The sequence below is a fragment of the Sphingomonadaceae bacterium OTU29LAMAA1 genome, assembly GCA_024072375.1.
Taxonomy (GTDB): domain Bacteria; phylum Pseudomonadota; class Alphaproteobacteria; order Sphingomonadales; family Sphingomonadaceae; genus Sphingomonas.
In genome coordinates, this window is record CP099617.1 from 2,608,664 (window position 1) to 2,624,163 (window position 15,500).

Here is a 15,500-nt window from a genome sequence, read left to right on the forward strand (position 1 = left end):
GTCAGCGTAGCGCACGTGTCGCCAGCCCGCCGCAATCGGCATCGCTGGCGGTCGGTCCCTGCCGGCCGGTGATCGCACGACCGATCGCCTTGAAGATGTTGCCCGCCGACTTCACCTCGGGCGGAACCGTCAGCACCGGATCGCTCAGCGTCCCGGTCATGAACGCGGACCCCGGCAGACGCAGCAGGCTCTTGCCTTTCGGCGCGCCGGTCAGGCGGAAATCGATCCGCTCGGCCGGGAAGCTCACCGTTCCCGTACCGCGCAACTGGCTGGATGTGGTGTCGACCACCAGCGGCGATGCAGCACCGCGGCCGTTCTTCACCGCCAATCCGAGTACGACGCACCGCAGCCCCGCACGATCGTCACCATCGGCCAGCAACGTGCGCCCGGCATCGAAGCCTAGCGCCGCGGCATAGCGCGCCGGCAACGCGCCATCGCGGACGACGAAGCCAATCCGGCCTGTCGATTGCCCGATCGCTGCGCGGATCGTCTCGCCACGCCCGGTCAGACGGGCACGTGCCGTCACCTGTCCGGCGAAGGCGCCGCCGGTGCCGGCCAGCGCCTCGACCCGCGTGCCCGTCAGCCGCAGATCGATCGTCAGCGTCGGTGATGTCGCTCCGTTGCGCTGGTCTACCGTTGCCACCCCGCCTGCGGTGCCACCGGCAAGGCGGATCGTCAGCGGCTCGACCCGCAACCGCTGACGATCGAGCACGAGCACACCCTGTACGCCGGTTACCGATGTGCTGCCGCCACGGCTGAACACCCGCGCTACCTTCACCGCGATACGGCCATCGGTGGTATCGATGTTCGACAGGTCGATCCGCGTGTTGGGCACCACCCGCGGCCCGATCGCGCGTTCCAGCGCCGCACCTTTGGCCAGCCCCTCGTCCGACGACAGATCGTCGAAATCGAATCGCTGCGACGACACCGCGCCATCTAGTCGGGTGCGACCGTCCCGCTTGTCCACGGTGACGTGACCCGACACGTCGGACTTGCCGATCATTCCCTTCAGGTCGGTGACGACCCATTTCGGCGCGTCATGGCGAACATGGGCGGTCAACGCGACGGGCTGGGTGCCGAACAGCCCCGCCTCAATGACCGCATCGATCAGCCGCAGGTCGGCGGCACGGGCCTCTACGTCCAGCGTCATCGCATCGGTGTCGAGCGGTCTGTCCATCCGCCCGGTCGCGCGCATCCGCAGCGCCGCACCGTCGATCGCGGCGCGGAAGGGCCATGGTCCCGGCGTCGGCTGTGCCACCGATGCACCGGCGAGTGCGATCCGGACCGGCGTGCCGCGGATCGACCCCGTGCCGGTTGCCCTCAGCCCCTGCGCATCGGATGTCACCGCCATCACCGCGTTCCGCCCACGCCGGGCGTCGCGATAGCGAATCACGCTGTCACGGATGACCAGCCCTTTCAGGTCGTTGGACGACCCGCCGCTTTCCGGCTCGCCCGGCCGCGCCCAGTTGGTGCGCCCGCTCGCATCGCGCACCAGCGCCAGTTGCAGTCCGTCCGCCTCGATATCGCGCGGCTTGAATGTGCCCGTCAGCAGCGGCCACACCGGAAAGCTCACCCGCGCTTCACGCAGCCGCAGGAAATCGCCGCTGCCTGCCCAGTCCGCTTGCGGGATCGTCACACCCTTCACCGCGATCGTCGGCGTAAACCCGAATACGCCGATCCGCTTCATACTGGCGATCGTCACCGGCCGCCCGAACCGCTTGCTCAGCCGATCGGCGACGATGTCCTTCAATATTCCGAACGGAAACGCCGCGATCGCCAGCAGCACGATCAGCGGAACGCCTGCCGCTAGGGACAGCAGGAAGATGCGCCTGCTGACGCGCGGCCGGAATGTCATCGCCGCTCGACGCGCATGCTCCCGTTTCGTTCCGGAACGGTCAGAAATCGACGGCGATGCCCTTCAACTCCCAGTCGCCATAGCGCGTCGGGTCGAGGCCCAGCGGGTCCTCCTGTTGCGAGATCGTATCGTCCGGCACCGGCACCGGCGGGCTTTCGGTCAGATAGGCGGGCGGCTTCACATGTGCGGGACGTTGGCCCATCGCGTCTCTCCGGTCTAAGGGGAGACGATCATATCGTCCTCCACTGCAGGTTAGACAAGTTTGGCCCGTTCCCCCTCCCGTTCCGATCCCGATTCGCCAGATGCTCTCGGCACCCCGTCGCGTCGCGCCGCGCTGCGCCTGCTCGACGCCGTCCTTCGCCGTGGCGAGCCGCTGGAACAGGCGTTGGTCGCCGCCACCCGCCACGTCTACGGCCCCGACCGCGGCCTCGCGCATGCGATCGCGGCGGAGGTGCTGCGACGGCTGCCGGATCTCGACGCGCTGATCGATTCGGTCACCGAACGGCCGCTGCCCGACGATGCCAAGGCGCGGATGGCGCTGCGCATCGCGCTGGTGCAGGCGCTGGTGCTCGGCACCCCGCACCATGCCGCGATCGCCACGGTGCTGCCGCTGGTAGAGGGTGGCCCGCGCAAGCTGGTGCATGGCGTCTTCGGCGCGATCACCCGTTCGGGCGTGCTGCTGCCCGAACTTCCCGCCTTGCCGCCGAAGGTCGAGACCCGGTGGGAGGCCATCTGGGGTGCCGACATGGCAGAGGGTGCGCGCCTTGCCATCGCCGCGCCGCCGCCGCTCGACCTGACGCTCGCCGATCCGGGCGAGACGGACCATTGGGTCGCGGAACTCGGCGGCACCAGCCTGATGCCCGGCCATGTCCGCATCGTCGACGCCGCGCCCGTCACCGAACTGCCCGGCTTCGCCGAGGGGCGCTGGTGGGTGCAGGATATCGCCGCATCGATCCCTGCACGCCTGCTCGCCGACCGGGCTTCCGGCACGGCGATCGACCTGTGCGCCGCGCCCGGCGGCAAGACGCTGCAACTCTCCGCCGCGGGGCTGACCGTCGCGGCGATCGACGTTTCCAGCGCGCGCATCAAGCGGCTGCGCGAAAACCTGTTCCGCACCCGGCTCAAGGCGGAGGTGATCGCCGCCGATGTGCTGAAATGGGCGCCTGCCGAGCCGGCGGACGCGCTCCTGATCGACGCGCCGTGCAGCGCCACCGGCATCTTCCGCCGCCATCCCGACGTGCTTCACCGCGTCCACCCGGCGATCATCGAAGAGATGGCGCTGTTGCAGGCGCGGCTGTTCGCCCGCGCCGCCGACTGGGTGAAGCCGGGCGGCACGCTGGTGTTCGCGACGTGCAGCCTCGAACCGCAGGAGGGCGAAGCGCAGCTGTCGCGGTTCCTGTCGGATCGCAAGGATTACGCGATCGATGCGCCCGACGCGGCGCTGCTGCCGCCGGGTGTGCCCGTCCATGCCGACGGCTACGTCCGCACACTGCCCGGCATGCTTGCCGATCAAGGCGGCTGCGACGGCTTCTTCATCGCCCGGCTGCGGCGCACCGGCTGACGTCAAGCGCATTGTAATAGAGACATACGCGGTTACAGAGACCGGTCATGCAGCCGGTCCGTATCGCCCCGTCCATTCTCTCCGCGGATTTCGCCAAACTGGGCGAGGAAGTGCGTGCCATCGACGCCGCGGGAGCGGACTGGATTCACATCGATGTGATGGACGGCCATTTCGTCCCCAACATCACGATCGGGCCGGCCGTGGTGAAGGCGCTGCGCCCGCATACGGCCAAGCCGTTCGACGTCCATCTGATGATCTCGCCGGTCGACCTCTACCTCGACGCCTTCGCCGAAGCGGGCGCGGATTGCATCACCGTGCATCCGGAGGCGGGGCCGCACATCCACCGGACGATCCAGCACATCAAGGGACTGGGCAAGCGCGCCGGCGTCGTGCTCAACCCCGGCACGCCGGCCAAGATGCTCGATTACCTGATCGACATGGTCGACCTGGTGCTGGTGATGAGCGTCAATCCCGGGTTCGGCGGGCAGAGCTTCATCGACAGCCAGCTCAAGAAGATCGCCGCGATCCGCAAGATGATCGATGCCTCCGGCCGCGCGATCGATCTGGAGGTCGATGGCGGCGTCGATGCCGTACACGCCGCGCGCTGTATCGCCGCCGGTGCGGATGCGCTCGTCGCCGGCACCGCGGCTTTCCGGGGCGGACCGGACGCCTATGCCGCCAATATCGCCGCCCTTCGCGGACTGCCGGCTGCCTGATGAACGACATGTCGCCCGATCAGCAGCCCGACGGTATTGAGGAGGGCAAGCGCCTGATGCGCGTCGGCGGCGACAAGGGGCTGAGCCTTGCCGAGCGCCTGTCCGAACGATTTCACAAGCTGACGTGGCGCACCCCCATTCACACGATGCGCCTCAACGGCCGCCACCCGTTGAAGCTGATCGCGGTGCCGGACGATCCGGTCATCGGCGATGTCCAGCGTGGGCGCGCCTTGTTGAAGGGCGAACTCAGCTTCCGCGGCGAAACCCATCCGGTCGACACGCTGGCCTTCAAGCGGGGTGAATGGGGCAAGCCGTTCGCCGAATACGTCCACAGCTTCGCATGGCTGCGCGACCTGTCCACCGTGGCGACACGGGCACAGGGTGCGCCGGTCGCCGAAAAGCTGATGGCGCGCTGGCTCGACGATTATGCCGAAAAGGTCGACGCGCTGGCGTGGCGGACCGACCTGTGGGGCCGCCGCCTGCTCTACTGGACCGCGCATGCGCCGCTGATCCTGTCGTCGACCGACCTCGTCTACCGCTCCAGTGTGCTCAATACGCTCGCCCGCGGCGCGCGGCACCTCGATCGCGGCGCCGACAAGTCGGCACCCGGCGCGCAGCGGATCGCATCGTGGTGCGGTGTGGTCGCGGCGGGGTTGCTGATCCCCGGCGGCGATCCACGACGCAGCTTCGGCGAGGCGGGGCTGGCCCGGGCACTGGCATCCGGCCTCAGCGAAGATGGCGGTTCGGTCTCGCGCAGCCCGGCGATGCTGCTCGATACGATCATGCTGCTGGCGATGCTGCGCGAAACGTATGCCGCCCGGCGTGAGGATTTGCCCGCCTTCGCCCAGAGCGCGCTGGCTCGCGCCGTCCCCGCGCTGCTCGGCACGATGCACGGCGACCGCATGCTGTCGAGCTGGCAGGGCGGCGGACCCGCCACGCCGGATGCGATCGCCGCGGTGATCGAGGCGAGCAGCATCCGCACCCGTCCGCTGCGACAGGCGCGCGACTGGGGCTATCAGCGCCTCGCCGCCGGCGCCGCGGTTCTGATCGTCGACGCCGCCCCGCCGCCGATCGCCAAGCTGGTCGAGGGCGGCTGCGCGTCGACGCTCGCGTTCGAGTTTTCCGATGGCGATGCGCGGCTGATCGTCAATTGCGGCGGCGCGCGCGCGGCGGTGGCGCAATTACCCGCCACCTTCGCCGAAGGGCTGCGCACCACCGCGGCGCATTCGACACTGGTCGTGGGCGACTCCAACTCGACCGCGATCCACGCCGACGGCACGCTCGGCCGCGGCGTCGCCGAGGTCGAACTGTCGCGGCAGGAATCGGACGTCGCCAGCCGGATCGAGGCGAGCCACGACGGCTACGTCCGCCGCTGGGGTTTCGTCCACCGGCGGCAGTTGATGTTGACCGGCGACGGCAAGGAATTGCGCGGCGAGGATGCGCTGTTGCCACAGGGTCGGCGGCGCAAGGTCGGCGTCGTTCCGTTCGCGGTCCGCTTCCACCTCGGCGAGGGAGTACAGGCGTCGCCCACTGCCGACGGCCTCGCCGCACTGCTCCGCCTGCCCGGTGGAGCGCTCTGGCAGTTCCGCTGCCGCGGCGGCGCGCTGACGATCGAGGATTCGCTCTGGATCGACGGCGAAGGCCGCCCGATCGCCACGCAACAGCTCGTCGTCGGTGGCGAAGCGCCCGCGGGCGGCGCCAACGTCAGCTGGGCATTGAAGCGCGCGCTCTAGATCCCCCTGCGCCGGGAAGGATTGCCGTGTTCCCTCGCACGGCATCCCCCGCTAGGGGACGCGCGCGAACGCCCGAAGGAATAATCCCCATGTCGACGATCACCATCCGCCGTGCTCTCCTGTCCGTGTCCGACAAGACCGGGGTGGTCGATCTTGCCCGTGCGCTCGCCGCCAAGGGCGTGGAGCTGGTGTCCACCGGCGGGACCGCCAAGGCGCTGCGCGACGCCGGCCTGGAAGTGCGCGACGTGTCGGACCTCACCGGCTTTCCGGAGATGATGGACGGCCGCGTGAAGACGCTGCACCCGATGGTCCACGGCGGGCTGCTCGCGGTGCGCGACGATCCCGAACATGCCGCCGCGATGACCGAACACGGTATCGGCGCGATCGACCTGGTGGTGGTCAACCTCTACCCGTTCGAGGCTACCGTGGCGCGCGGCGCGGATCGCGACACGGTGATCGAGAATATCGACATCGGCGGCCCCAGCATGGTGCGCTCGGCGGCCAAGAACCATGCGTACGTGGCGATCGTCACCGACCCCGGCGATTATGCGATCGTTGCGGCGGGCGAGACGACGCTCGACCAGCGCAAGCTGTTCGCCGCCAAGGCCTTCGCCGCCACCGCCAGCTACGACGGCGCGATCGCCCGCTGGTTCGGCACCGTCGATCAGGCGGAGGCGTTCCCCGCTGTGCTGCCAGTGACGATGACCCGCGCCGCATCGCTTCGCTACGGCGAGAACCCGCACCAGTCCGCCGCCTTCTACACCGCCAACGACGGCGTCCGCGGCATCGGTCAGGCGCGACAGGTGCAGGGCAAGGCGCTCTCGTACAACAACCTGAACGACGCCGATGCCGCGCTGGAGCTGATCGCCGAGTTCCGCGATGCGGAGCCGACCTGCGTCATCGTCAAGCACGCCAACCCCTGCGGCGTCGCCACCGCCGCCACGCTCGAACAGGCCTATGCCGAGGCGTTCGCCTGCGACACCGTGTCGGCGTTCGGCGGCATCATCGCGGTCAACCGCCCGCTCGACGCGGCGACGGCCAAGGCAATCACCGGCATCTTCACCGAGGTCGTCGTCGCCCCCGACGCCGACGCCGACGCGCTGGCGCTGTTCGCCGCGAAGAAGAATTTGCGCCTGCTGCTGACCGGCGACCTACCCTATGCCGCGCGCGCGGGCCTGTTCGCCAAGTCGATCGCCGGCGGCTGGTTGGTGCAGGATCGTGACGCCGGCACGCCGGGCGAGCTGACGGTGGTGACCAAGCGCGCGCCGACGGAGCAGGAGCTGGCCGACTGCCGCTTCGCCTGGACGATCGCCAAGCACGTCAAGTCGAACGCGATCGTCTATGCCAAGGATGGTGCGACCGCAGGCGTCGGCGCGGGCCAGATGAACCGCCTCGAATCCGCGCGCATCGCCGCGTGGAAGGCGAAGGACGCTGCTGACAAGGCGGGCTGGGACACGCCGCGGACGATCGGCTCGGCGGTGGCATCGGACGCCTTCTTCCCCTTCGCCGACGGCCTGCTCGCCGCAGTCGAGGCGGGGGCGACGGCGGTCATCCAGCCCGGCGGTTCGATCCGTGACGAGGAGGTCATCGCGGCGGCGGATGCAGCGGGTCTGGCGATGGTCTTCACCGGCATGCGCCACTTCCGCCACTGATGGCCTTGGCGGCGGCGGGTCTCGACGCCACGGAGTTCATCCGGCACCTCCCCCTCCGTCGCCACCAACGCGGCGCCACCTTCCCCCTCGAGGGGAGGATTTCTTTTCATTCCTCCCCCGCAAGGGGGAGGTGGCAGCGCGCAGCGCTGACGGAGGGGGAGGTAAGCGACGGACCCGGTCGATCGCACCCCCACCCCCAGGCGGATCACCGCACCGGTGACCCCACATTCGGCAACGTCGCCTCCTCCGCCTTCGGCATCTTGCCGAACAGCGCGCGATCCGCCGGGCCGAACGCCCATTTCCACAGCACGAACAGATAGGTCGCGGAGATCGCGGGTTCGCCTCCGGCCAACTCCAGCCACTCGAGCCGCGGCGGCAGCATCGTAAAGACGCCGCCGACGACCGTCGCCGCAACCGCCGCCCACAGCAGCGGCCAGCGCCACGGCGACACCGGCGCGGCGAGGATGCGCCCGAGCAGCGTCGCCTTGATGACCGACGTCAGCCCGACACTCACCATCAGCGCCACCGCCGGTCCCGCCGCCTGCCAGGTCGTCGGCCACCCTGCCGCACGCATCGCCCCGATCAGCGCGAAGCTCAGCGCGATCTGCACGCCCAGCATCACGATCGAGATCATCAGGTTACGATGCCGCGCGGTGTAGACCAGCGCCGATTCGCACACCGCGCCGGTCGAGGCGAGCACCTCCGCGACCAGCAGGAACCCCAGCGCGGCGCTGCCCGCGACGAATTGCGGCCCGACGACGCCCATCACCGCCTCTGCCGGTATCGATCCCATCAGCGCCAGCCCGGCCTGCGCCGCCATGATCCAGAACGCGACCTGCCGCACCTGATTGGCGATCGCGGCGCGATCGTTGACGGCGAGACTTCGGGTGATGACCGGCCCCAGAATCGGATCGAAGCTGGTCTTCAGTTTCTGCGGCAGCGAGGCGACCTGTTGTGCCATGTAATAGATGCCGACCACCTTGGGTTCGAACATCACGCCAAGGATGAAGCGGTCGACGTTGCGGCTGCCCCATTCCAGCGCATCCGCGCCGGCCAGCGGCGCATTGGCGCGGGCGAGCGCGAACAACTGGCCCAGATTGGGCGACCATCCGCGCGGCAGGCCATAGCTGCGCAGGAACGGCACCATGCTGGCGATCAGCGCCGCGATCATCGACGCGACATAGGACAGCACCAGCCCGTCCTTGATCGTGAAGAACGAAAACGCCCATGCCGCGATCGATATCGTCCACGGCTCGACGACGGCGCGCGCGGTAACCGCGGCTTTCACGTTGTGGCGATAGGCGAGCGCGGCGAGGCTGACGTCCGACCATGCGACCGCGACGATGATGCACGGCAGGAACCGGTCGAGCCCGGTCACCTGCGTGTTGGCGTACATGACCTCGGGAAACGCGATCAGCACGCCGCTCGCTGCGATCGACAACACGAAGGCGAGCGCCAGCGCGTCCCATACGACGCAGACATGCGGCTGATCGGAGGACGACAGCGCCTGCGCGAGGCCGCGCTTGAGGCCGAGCGTCGCGACCAGCGCCGCCAGCTCGACGACCACGACCGCCAGCGCAAACCGGCCGACGAGGTCCGGTCCGTACAATCGCCCGGCGATGAACAGGAACGGGATGCGCGCGGCGAGGCGCAGGACGAAGCCGGCGATGTTGGTCCGGCCGCCCTTGGCGAGCGCGTCGATGTCCTTGGTGTCGGTCACGGCAAAATTGCGAGGCAGATGTCCTCACCCTTCGCCGAGTGCGCCGTCTTTTCCCTCTCCCGTCGGGAGAGGGAGGGAGCGCGGCACGCGCGGAAGGGTGAGGGCAGGAGCGACACGCCAGCGATCAATGCGCCGCTCCCCAGCTCGCACCGGTGCCGATCTCGATCCCCAGCGGCACCGACAATACCACCGCGGGTGCTGCCGCCTCTGCCATCACCCGCTCGATCACCGGCTTGGCCGCCTCGACGTCGCCCCCGGGCAGTTCGAACACCAGTTCGTCGTGCACCTGCAACAGCATCTGGACGTTGGTGAGGCCTGCCTCCGCGAGTGCGGGTTCCATCCGCACCATCGCGCGCTTGATGATGTCGGCGCAGGTGCCCTGGATCGGCGCGTTGATCGCCGCGCGTTCGGCACCCTGGCGTTCGTGCTGCACCTTGGACTTGATCCGCGGGAAATGCGTCTTGCGGCCGAACAACGTGGTGGTGAAGCCGCGCTCGCGCACCGTCTGCGTCGTCTCCGCGATGTAGTTGTTGATGCCGGGGAAGCGTTCGAAATAGCGGTCGATCATCGCCTGCGCCTCGTCCGCGCCGACGTCGAGCCGCCCCGCGAGACCCCAGCGGCTGATGCCGTAGAGGATAGCGAAGTTGATCGTCTTCGCCCGCCCGCGGGTGTCGCGGTTGACCTCGCCGAACAGCTCCATCGCGGTCAGGCTGTGGATGTCGTCGCCATTGGCGAACGCCTCGCGCAGTGCCGGCACGTCGGCCATGTGCGCCGCCAGCCGCAGTTCGATCTGCGAATAGTCTGCCGCGAGGATGACGTTGCCCGGTTCCGCGACGAACGCATCGCGGATCTGCCGGCCGACCTCGGTACGGATCGGGATATTCTGCAAATTCGGTTCGGTCGACGACAGCCGCCCGGTCTGCGCGCCGGTGAGCGAATAGCTGGTGTGGACGCGGCCGGTGCGCGGGTTGATCTGCGCCTGCAACGCATCGGTGTAGGTGTTCTTCAGCTTCGACAATTGCCGCCAGTCGAGCACCCGCGCCGCAATCTCGGCACCGGGCGAATCCTTGTCGGCGGCGATCCGCTCCAGTTCGGTGACGTCGGTCGAATAGACGCCGGACTTGCCCTTGCGGCCGCCCTTGATGCCCATCTTTTCGAACAACACGTCGCCCAGCTGCTTGGGGCTGCCGATCGTGAACGGTGCGCCGGCGAGGCCGTGGATCACCGTCTCCAGTCCGGCGATCTGCCCGCTGAACTCGGCGGACAAAGCGGACAGCTTCTCGCGATCCACCTTGATCCCGCGCATCTCCATCCGCGCGATCACCGGCACCAGCGGCCGATCGACCATCTCGTAGACGCGCGTCGAGCCCTCCGCCGGCAGCCGCGCCTTGAACCGCTTCCACAGGCGGTATGTCACGTCGGCGTCCTCGGCGGCGTAGCGGGTCGCCGCCTTCAGATCGATTTCGTGGAAGCCGCGCTGCGACTTGCCGGTGCCGACCACGTCCTTGAACGCGATGCAGCTGTGCGACAGATGCGTCGCGGCGAGTTCGTCCATGCCGTGCCCGTGCAGCCCGGCGTCGAGATCGAAGCTCATCACGATCGTATCGTCGTGCGGCGCGACGGTGATGCCGCGCTGGCCCAGCACGATCATGTCGAACTTCAGGTTATGGCCGATCTTGAAGACCGACGGGTCCTCCATCAGGTCCTTCAGCCGCGCCAGCGCCGCATCGATGTCGATCTGAACCGGTACCTCGGCCAGCAGGTCGGTGCCGCCATGCCCCAATGGGATGTAGCAGGCGAGATTGGGGTGCAGCGCCAGACTGACGCCGACCAGCTCGGCCTGCGTCGCGTCGGTCGAGCTGGTCTCGGTATCCACCGCGATCCAGCCCTGATGCCGCGCAAGCGTGATCCACCGGTCGAGTGCGTCGAGATCCTGCACCGTCTCATAGTCGTCGAGATTACAGGGCGGGTCCTCCTCCATCGGCACGTCGGCGGGCGCGGCGACCGGCGCATCGGCGACCTGACCCAGCTTGGTCAGCAGCGACCGAAAGCCGTGATGCTCCAGGAATGCGCGCAGCGGTGCGTCGGGAATGCCCTTGAGTTCGAGGTCTTCCAGCGGTTCGGGTAGCGCGACGTCGCAGCGCAGCGACACCAGCTCGCGGCTCAGCCGCGCCATCGGTGCATGCTCGATCAGATTGTCGCGCAGCTTGCCCTTCTTCATCCCCTCCGCGGCGGCGAGGACGGATTCGAGGTCGCCATGCTCAAGGATCAGCTTCGCCGCCGTCTTGGGACCGACGCCCGGCACCCCGGGGACGTTGTCGACGCTGTCGCCCATCAGCGCCAGCACGTCGCCCAATTGCGTCGGCGCAATGCCGAAGAACTTTTCCGCGACATGCTCCGCGCCGAGCCGGCGATTGTTCATCGTGTCGTAAAGGTCGAGGCCGGGCTCGATCAGCTGCATCAGGTCCTTGTCGGAACTGACGATCGTCACCAGCCAGCCCTGCGCCAGCGCCGCCTTGGCATAGCAGGCGATGATGTCGTCCGCCTCCAGCCCCTCGGTCTCGATGCAGGGCAGCGAAAAGGCGCGGGTGGCGTCGCGGATCATCGGGAATTGCGGCACGAGGTCTTCGGGCGGCGGCGGTCGGTGCGCCTTGTACTGGTCGTACAGCTCTTTGCGGAAGGTCTTCGACGATTTGTCGAGGATCACCGCCATGTGGGTGGGGCCTTCTGCGGCGTGAACCTCGTCCGCCAGCCGCCACAGCATGGTGGTATAGCCATAGACGGCGCCGACCGGCTCGCCATGCTTGTTGGTGAGCGGCGGCAGCCGGTGATAGGCGCGGAAGATATAGCCCGAGCCGTCGACGAGATAGAGATGGGGCATCGTGGACCGCGTTTAGCGGATCGGCGGGTGCGGGCCAAACGATCCTTGGCGATGGCGTGGCGGGTGAGGGGAGTGTGGCTTCCCGGTAACAGGATGACCGGTCAGTTCAGCCCGCCGCCGACATACCCCGCCACCGCCGCCGCGACCGACTGGATCAACTGCTGCCGTTCGCGGATCGGGCGGCGTGAATCGCCGATCATCACCGCGATCGCATAGCGGCGGCCATCCGGCGCCGTCAGCAGGCCGACGTCGTTGAAGCCCGCGTTGCGCTGGCCCAGATCCTGCCCGGTGCCGGTCTTGTGCGCGATCTTCCACCCCGCGGGCAACGCCGCGCGCAGCCGTGCGCGCCCGGTCACCGACGCGCCCATCGTATCGAGCAGGATCCGCGTCGACGTCTCGGTGAACAATTCGCCCCGCGCGAGGCGCGAGATCGCATCGGCGATCGCCAGCGGCGCCGCACCGTCCGGCGGATCGTTGACATAGGTATCCAGCGCCGCCGCCCGCACCTCGGGTGACAGCCGCGACCGCGCCAGCTCGAAACTGTTGCCCTTCGCCATCGACTGGTCCCAGTTCAGCCCTGCGGTCTGCGATTGCAGCAGGCGCTCGCCGGGGCCGAAGCGAATGTCGCCCAGTTGCTTGCGTTCGATCATCGCCCGCACCGCGATCGGCCCGCCGACATAGGTCAGCAGCCGGTCGTTGGCGGTATTGTCGCTATGCGTCAGCGCACGCGTCAGCAATTCGCCGACCGTGGTCTGATAGCCCGCCCCCTTCACCAGCATCGCGATCGGCTGGTGGAACAGCGTCAGATCCTCCGGCCGTACCAGCACCGCGTCGTCCAGCCGTGCCTTGCCCTGATCGCGCAGGTCCATCAGCGTCATCGCGACCCACAATTTGCTGACCGATTGCTGCGGCAGCCGCAGCCGCGCGCCGGGCGAGGCGACCGTCCAGCCTTCGTCGACCGCACGGATCGCGATACCGAACTTCCCGTCGAAATTACGCGCGATAGCGTCGATCGCGCTGGTCAGTTGCGCCGGCGCGACCTTGCGCGCGGGCGGCGCGGCTGCGGGGATCGGGATCGACACTTCCACCGGCGCCGACACGCCCGGCGCCTGCGCGCCAGCGCTCGGCCGCGAGGTCGAGCCGCAGCCGGAGACCATCGCACACAGGCCGATAACAACAATGGATCGGGCCGAACGGCCATAGGCTGTCATAGGTGTGGCTGGGGTCCCGCTTCGCAACATCGGCGATCCTTATCGACGGATTCCCGGGCGGGAACCGGTCGTTGCAAGCGCTGCGATGAAGCGCAGCAACCGCGAGCCGAACCGCAGCACGCAACATTGCTGCGCAGCACCCGCTGACGCTCCTGCACCCGAACAGGACGAGACGACATGGCGGCGATGACCAGCGACTTCTTCGTGGACCGGCTGAAAGCATGGGACGTGACCCGCATCTACGGCTATTCCGGCGACGGCATCAACGGCGTGATCGGCGCCTTGCAGCGCGCCGAAAAGGCTGGGGAGGGCATCGAGTTCATCCAGGTCCTGCACGAGGAGATGGCCGCCTTCATGGCGACCGCGCACGCCAAGTTCACCGGCGAGATCGGCGTTTGTCTGTCCACCGGAGGTCCCGGCGCAACGCATTTGCTGACCGGGCTGTATGATGCCAAACTCGACCACGCGCCCGTCGTCGACATCGCCGGCCAGGCCGAAACGACGGTGCGGGGCGCGAGCTATTAGCAGGAACTCAACCTCGACCGCATCTTCGCCGATGTCGCCGACTACGTGCAGGAGGCGACCGCCCCGGCACAGGTCCGCCACGTCACTGATCGCTCGATCCGCATTGCGATGGCGGGCAACGGCGTCGGCGTGATCGTGCTGCCCAAGGACGTGCAGGACGAACCCTATGCGGAGCCGAAGGTCCAGCACGGCTACACCCGATCGGGCGTCGGCTACACCCGCCCGCGCATCGTGCCGCAACCGGCCGATCTGGCGCGCGCCGCCGAGGTGCTCAATGCGGGGGAAAAGGTCCCGATCCTGATCGGCGTCGGCGCACGCGCGGGCGCCGACGAGGTCGTGCGGATCGCCGACCTGCTCGGTGCGGGCATCGCCAAGGCCCTGCTCGGCAAGGATGTCCTGTCCGACGAACTGCCCTTCGTCACCGGTGCGATCGGGCTGCTCGGGACCAGGCCGTCGTAGGACCTGATGCAGGGCGCGGATACGTTGCTGATGATCGGCACCGGTTTCCCCTGGGCGGAGTTCCTGCCCGCCGACGGCAAGGTCCGCGCGGTCCAGATCGACATCGACGCCGGGATGCTCGGCCTGCGCTATCCGACCGAGGTCAATCTGCATGGCGGCGCGCAGGAGACGCTGGAAGCGCTGTTACCGTTGATCGAACGCAAGACCGACCGCAGCTGGCGCGAGGATATCGAGGCCGGTGTCGCCGAATGGTGGCAGACGCTGGAAGCACGCGCGCTGGCGGAGGCGAAACCGGTCAACCCGCAGCGCGTGGTGTGGGAGATGTCGCCGCGCCTGCCGTCGAACGCGATCGTCACGTCGGACAGCGGCTCGTGCTGCAACTGGTTCGCGCGCGATTTCAAGGTGAAGCAGGGTCAGCGCTGCTCGCTGTCGGGCGGCCTCGCCTCGACGGGGGCGGCGGTGCCCTATGCGATCGCCGCGAAGTTCGCCTATCCTGATCGTCCGGTGGTGGCGCTGGTCGGCGACGGCGCGATGCAGATGAACAACCTCGCCGAGATGATCACGGTACAGAAATACTGGCAGCGCTGGTCGGATCCACGATTCATCGTCTGCGTGTTCAATAACGAGGATCTGAACGAGGTGACGTGGGAACAGCGCGTCATGGAGGACAATCCGCGTTTTCCGACGACGCAGGACCTTCCCGATGTCCCCTATGCGAAGTTCGCCGAGCTGATCGGGCTGAAGGGCATCTTTGTCGACCGTCCGGAGGATCTGGGCGCGGCGTGGGATGCCGCGCTCACATCGGACCGTCCGGTGATCCTCGAGGTGAAGACCGACCCCGAAGTCGCCCCGCTGCCACCGCACCTGACGATGGCGCAGGCGAAGGCGTTCATGACCTCGATGGCGAAGGGCGACCGTGGCGCCGGCCGCGTGCTGGCCGACACCGCGCGCCAGCTGTTCAAGGAAGTGACCGGCTAACCAGATCCTCCCCCGCAAGGGGGAGGTGGCGCGGCGAAGCCGTGACGAAGGGGGGAGGTAAGCTCCGAACCCGGTCGCTCGCGGAAACACCCCCTCCACCATCCGGCTATCGCCGAACGGTCCCCCTCCCCAGCTCAAGCAAGGGAGGAACGGGAAGGACCAATCCTCCCCCGCGAGGGGGAGGTGGCGCCGCGTTAGCGGTGGCGGAG

The 15,500-nt window shown here is 68.3% G+C and carries 12 protein-coding genes; 7 read left to right on the forward strand and 5 right to left on the reverse strand.

Going from position 1 to position 15,500, the window contains the following annotated elements:
• Position 1 precedes the first annotated feature (1 nt).
• A complete protein-coding gene (locus tag NF699_12695; GenBank protein USU03920.1) occupies positions 2-1,855 on the reverse strand; it encodes an asmA family protein in 1,854 nt (617 codons plus the stop codon).
• Positions 1,856-1,895: 40 nt separating this feature from the next.
• Entirely contained in the window at positions 1,896-2,057 is a 162-nt protein-coding gene (locus NF699_12700; GenBank protein ID USU03921.1) for a DUF1674 domain-containing protein, read from the reverse strand.
• A 60-nt stretch (positions 2,058-2,117) separates the two neighbouring features.
• Between NF699_12700 and NF699_12705 the strand changes: the two genes are divergently transcribed.
• The 4 genes from NF699_12705 to purH all read left to right on the forward strand — a co-directional run bounded on the left by NF699_12705 (position 2,118) and on the right by purH (position 7,517).
• Positions 2,118-3,416, forward strand: a complete 1,299-nt coding sequence (locus NF699_12705; protein ID USU03922.1) for an SAM-dependent methyltransferase — start codon at positions 2,118-2,120, stop codon at positions 3,414-3,416.
• Between the two features lie 47 nt (positions 3,417-3,463).
• Positions 3,464-4,132: a ribulose-phosphate 3-epimerase gene (gene rpe / locus NF699_12710; protein USU03923.1), complete on the forward strand. Its 669-nt coding sequence runs from the start codon at positions 3,464-3,466 to the stop codon at positions 4,130-4,132.
• Positions 4,132-5,865: a heparinase II/III family protein gene (locus tag NF699_12715; protein ID USU03924.1), complete on the forward strand. Its 1,734-nt coding sequence runs from the start codon at positions 4,132-4,134 to the stop codon at positions 5,863-5,865. The genes rpe and NF699_12715 overlap by 1 nt, the downstream gene beginning before the upstream one ends.
• Before the next feature lie 89 nt (positions 5,866-5,954).
• Positions 5,955-7,517: a bifunctional phosphoribosylaminoimidazolecarboxamide formyltransferase/IMP cyclohydrolase gene (gene purH, locus NF699_12720; protein USU03925.1), complete on the forward strand. Its 1,563-nt coding sequence runs from the start codon at positions 5,955-5,957 to the stop codon at positions 7,515-7,517.
• Positions 7,518-7,722: 205 nt separating this feature from the next.
• Here purH and NF699_12725 read toward each other — a convergent pair whose 3' ends face one another.
• The 3 genes from NF699_12725 to NF699_12735 form a co-directional block, all read right to left on the reverse strand.
• Positions 7,723-9,237, reverse strand: a complete 1,515-nt coding sequence (locus tag NF699_12725) for an oligosaccharide flippase family protein (GenBank protein ID USU03926.1) — start codon at positions 9,235-9,237, stop codon at positions 7,723-7,725.
• A gap of 124 nt (positions 9,238-9,361) precedes the next feature.
• Positions 9,362-12,118, reverse strand: a complete 2,757-nt coding sequence (polA, locus tag NF699_12730; protein USU03927.1) for a DNA polymerase I — start codon at positions 12,116-12,118, stop codon at positions 9,362-9,364.
• A gap of 101 nt (positions 12,119-12,219) precedes the next feature.
• Positions 12,220-13,275 carry a class A beta-lactamase-related serine hydrolase gene (locus NF699_12735; GenBank protein USU03928.1) on the reverse strand — a complete coding sequence of 352 codons (1,056 nt, stop codon included), beginning with the start codon at positions 13,273-13,275 and terminating at the stop codon, positions 12,220-12,222.
• Positions 13,276-13,506: 231 nt separating this feature from the next.
• Here NF699_12735 and NF699_12740 point away from each other — a divergent pair, with 231 nt between their 5' ends.
• Genes NF699_12740 through NF699_12750 form a run of 3 tightly spaced genes read left to right on the forward strand, consistent with a single transcriptional unit; the run spans position 13,507 to position 15,291 of the window.
• Positions 13,507-13,854, forward strand: a complete 348-nt coding sequence (locus NF699_12740) for a thiamine pyrophosphate-binding protein (protein ID USU03929.1) — start codon at positions 13,507-13,509, stop codon at positions 13,852-13,854.
• A 45-nt stretch (positions 13,855-13,899) separates the two neighbouring features.
• The gene (locus tag NF699_12745) at positions 13,900-14,313 is read left to right on the forward strand and encodes a hypothetical protein (protein USU03930.1); all 414 of its coding nucleotides are present in this window, start codon (positions 13,900-13,902) and stop codon (positions 14,311-14,313) included.
• A 6-nt stretch (positions 14,314-14,319) separates the two neighbouring features.
• Positions 14,320-15,291, forward strand: coding sequence for a thiamine pyrophosphate-dependent enzyme (locus tag NF699_12750; GenBank protein USU03931.1), 972 nt, complete (start codon positions 14,320-14,322; stop codon positions 15,289-15,291).
• Positions 15,292-15,500 lie beyond the last annotated feature (209 nt).

Bases quoted from the DNA above. Each gene is read 5' to 3' on its own strand.
- rpe (USU03923.1), top strand. From the start codon at position 3,464: ATGCAGCCGGTCCGTATCGCCCCGTCCATTCTCTCCGCGGATTTCGCC.
- NF699_12715 (USU03924.1), top strand. From the start codon at position 4,132: ATGAACGACATGTCGCCCGATCAGCAGCCCGACGGTATTGAGGAGGGC.
- NF699_12750 (USU03931.1), top strand. From the start codon at position 14,320: ATGCAGGGCGCGGATACGTTGCTGATGATCGGCACCGGTTTCCCCTGG.
- NF699_12735 (USU03928.1), bottom strand. From the start codon at position 13,275: ATGGTCTCCGGCTGCGGCTCGACCTCGCGGCCGAGCGCTGGCGCGCAG.
- NF699_12695 (USU03920.1), bottom strand. From the start codon at position 1,855: ATGACATTCCGGCCGCGCGTCAGCAGGCGCATCTTCCTGCTGTCCCTA.
- polA (USU03927.1), bottom strand. From the start codon at position 12,118: ATGCCCCATCTCTATCTCGTCGACGGCTCGGGCTATATCTTCCGCGCC.
- NF699_12700 (USU03921.1), bottom strand. From the start codon at position 2,057: ATGGGCCAACGTCCCGCACATGTGAAGCCGCCCGCCTATCTGACCGAA.
- NF699_12740 (USU03929.1), top strand. From the start codon at position 13,507: ATGGCGGCGATGACCAGCGACTTCTTCGTGGACCGGCTGAAAGCATGG.
- purH (USU03925.1), top strand. From the start codon at position 5,955: ATGTCGACGATCACCATCCGCCGTGCTCTCCTGTCCGTGTCCGACAAG.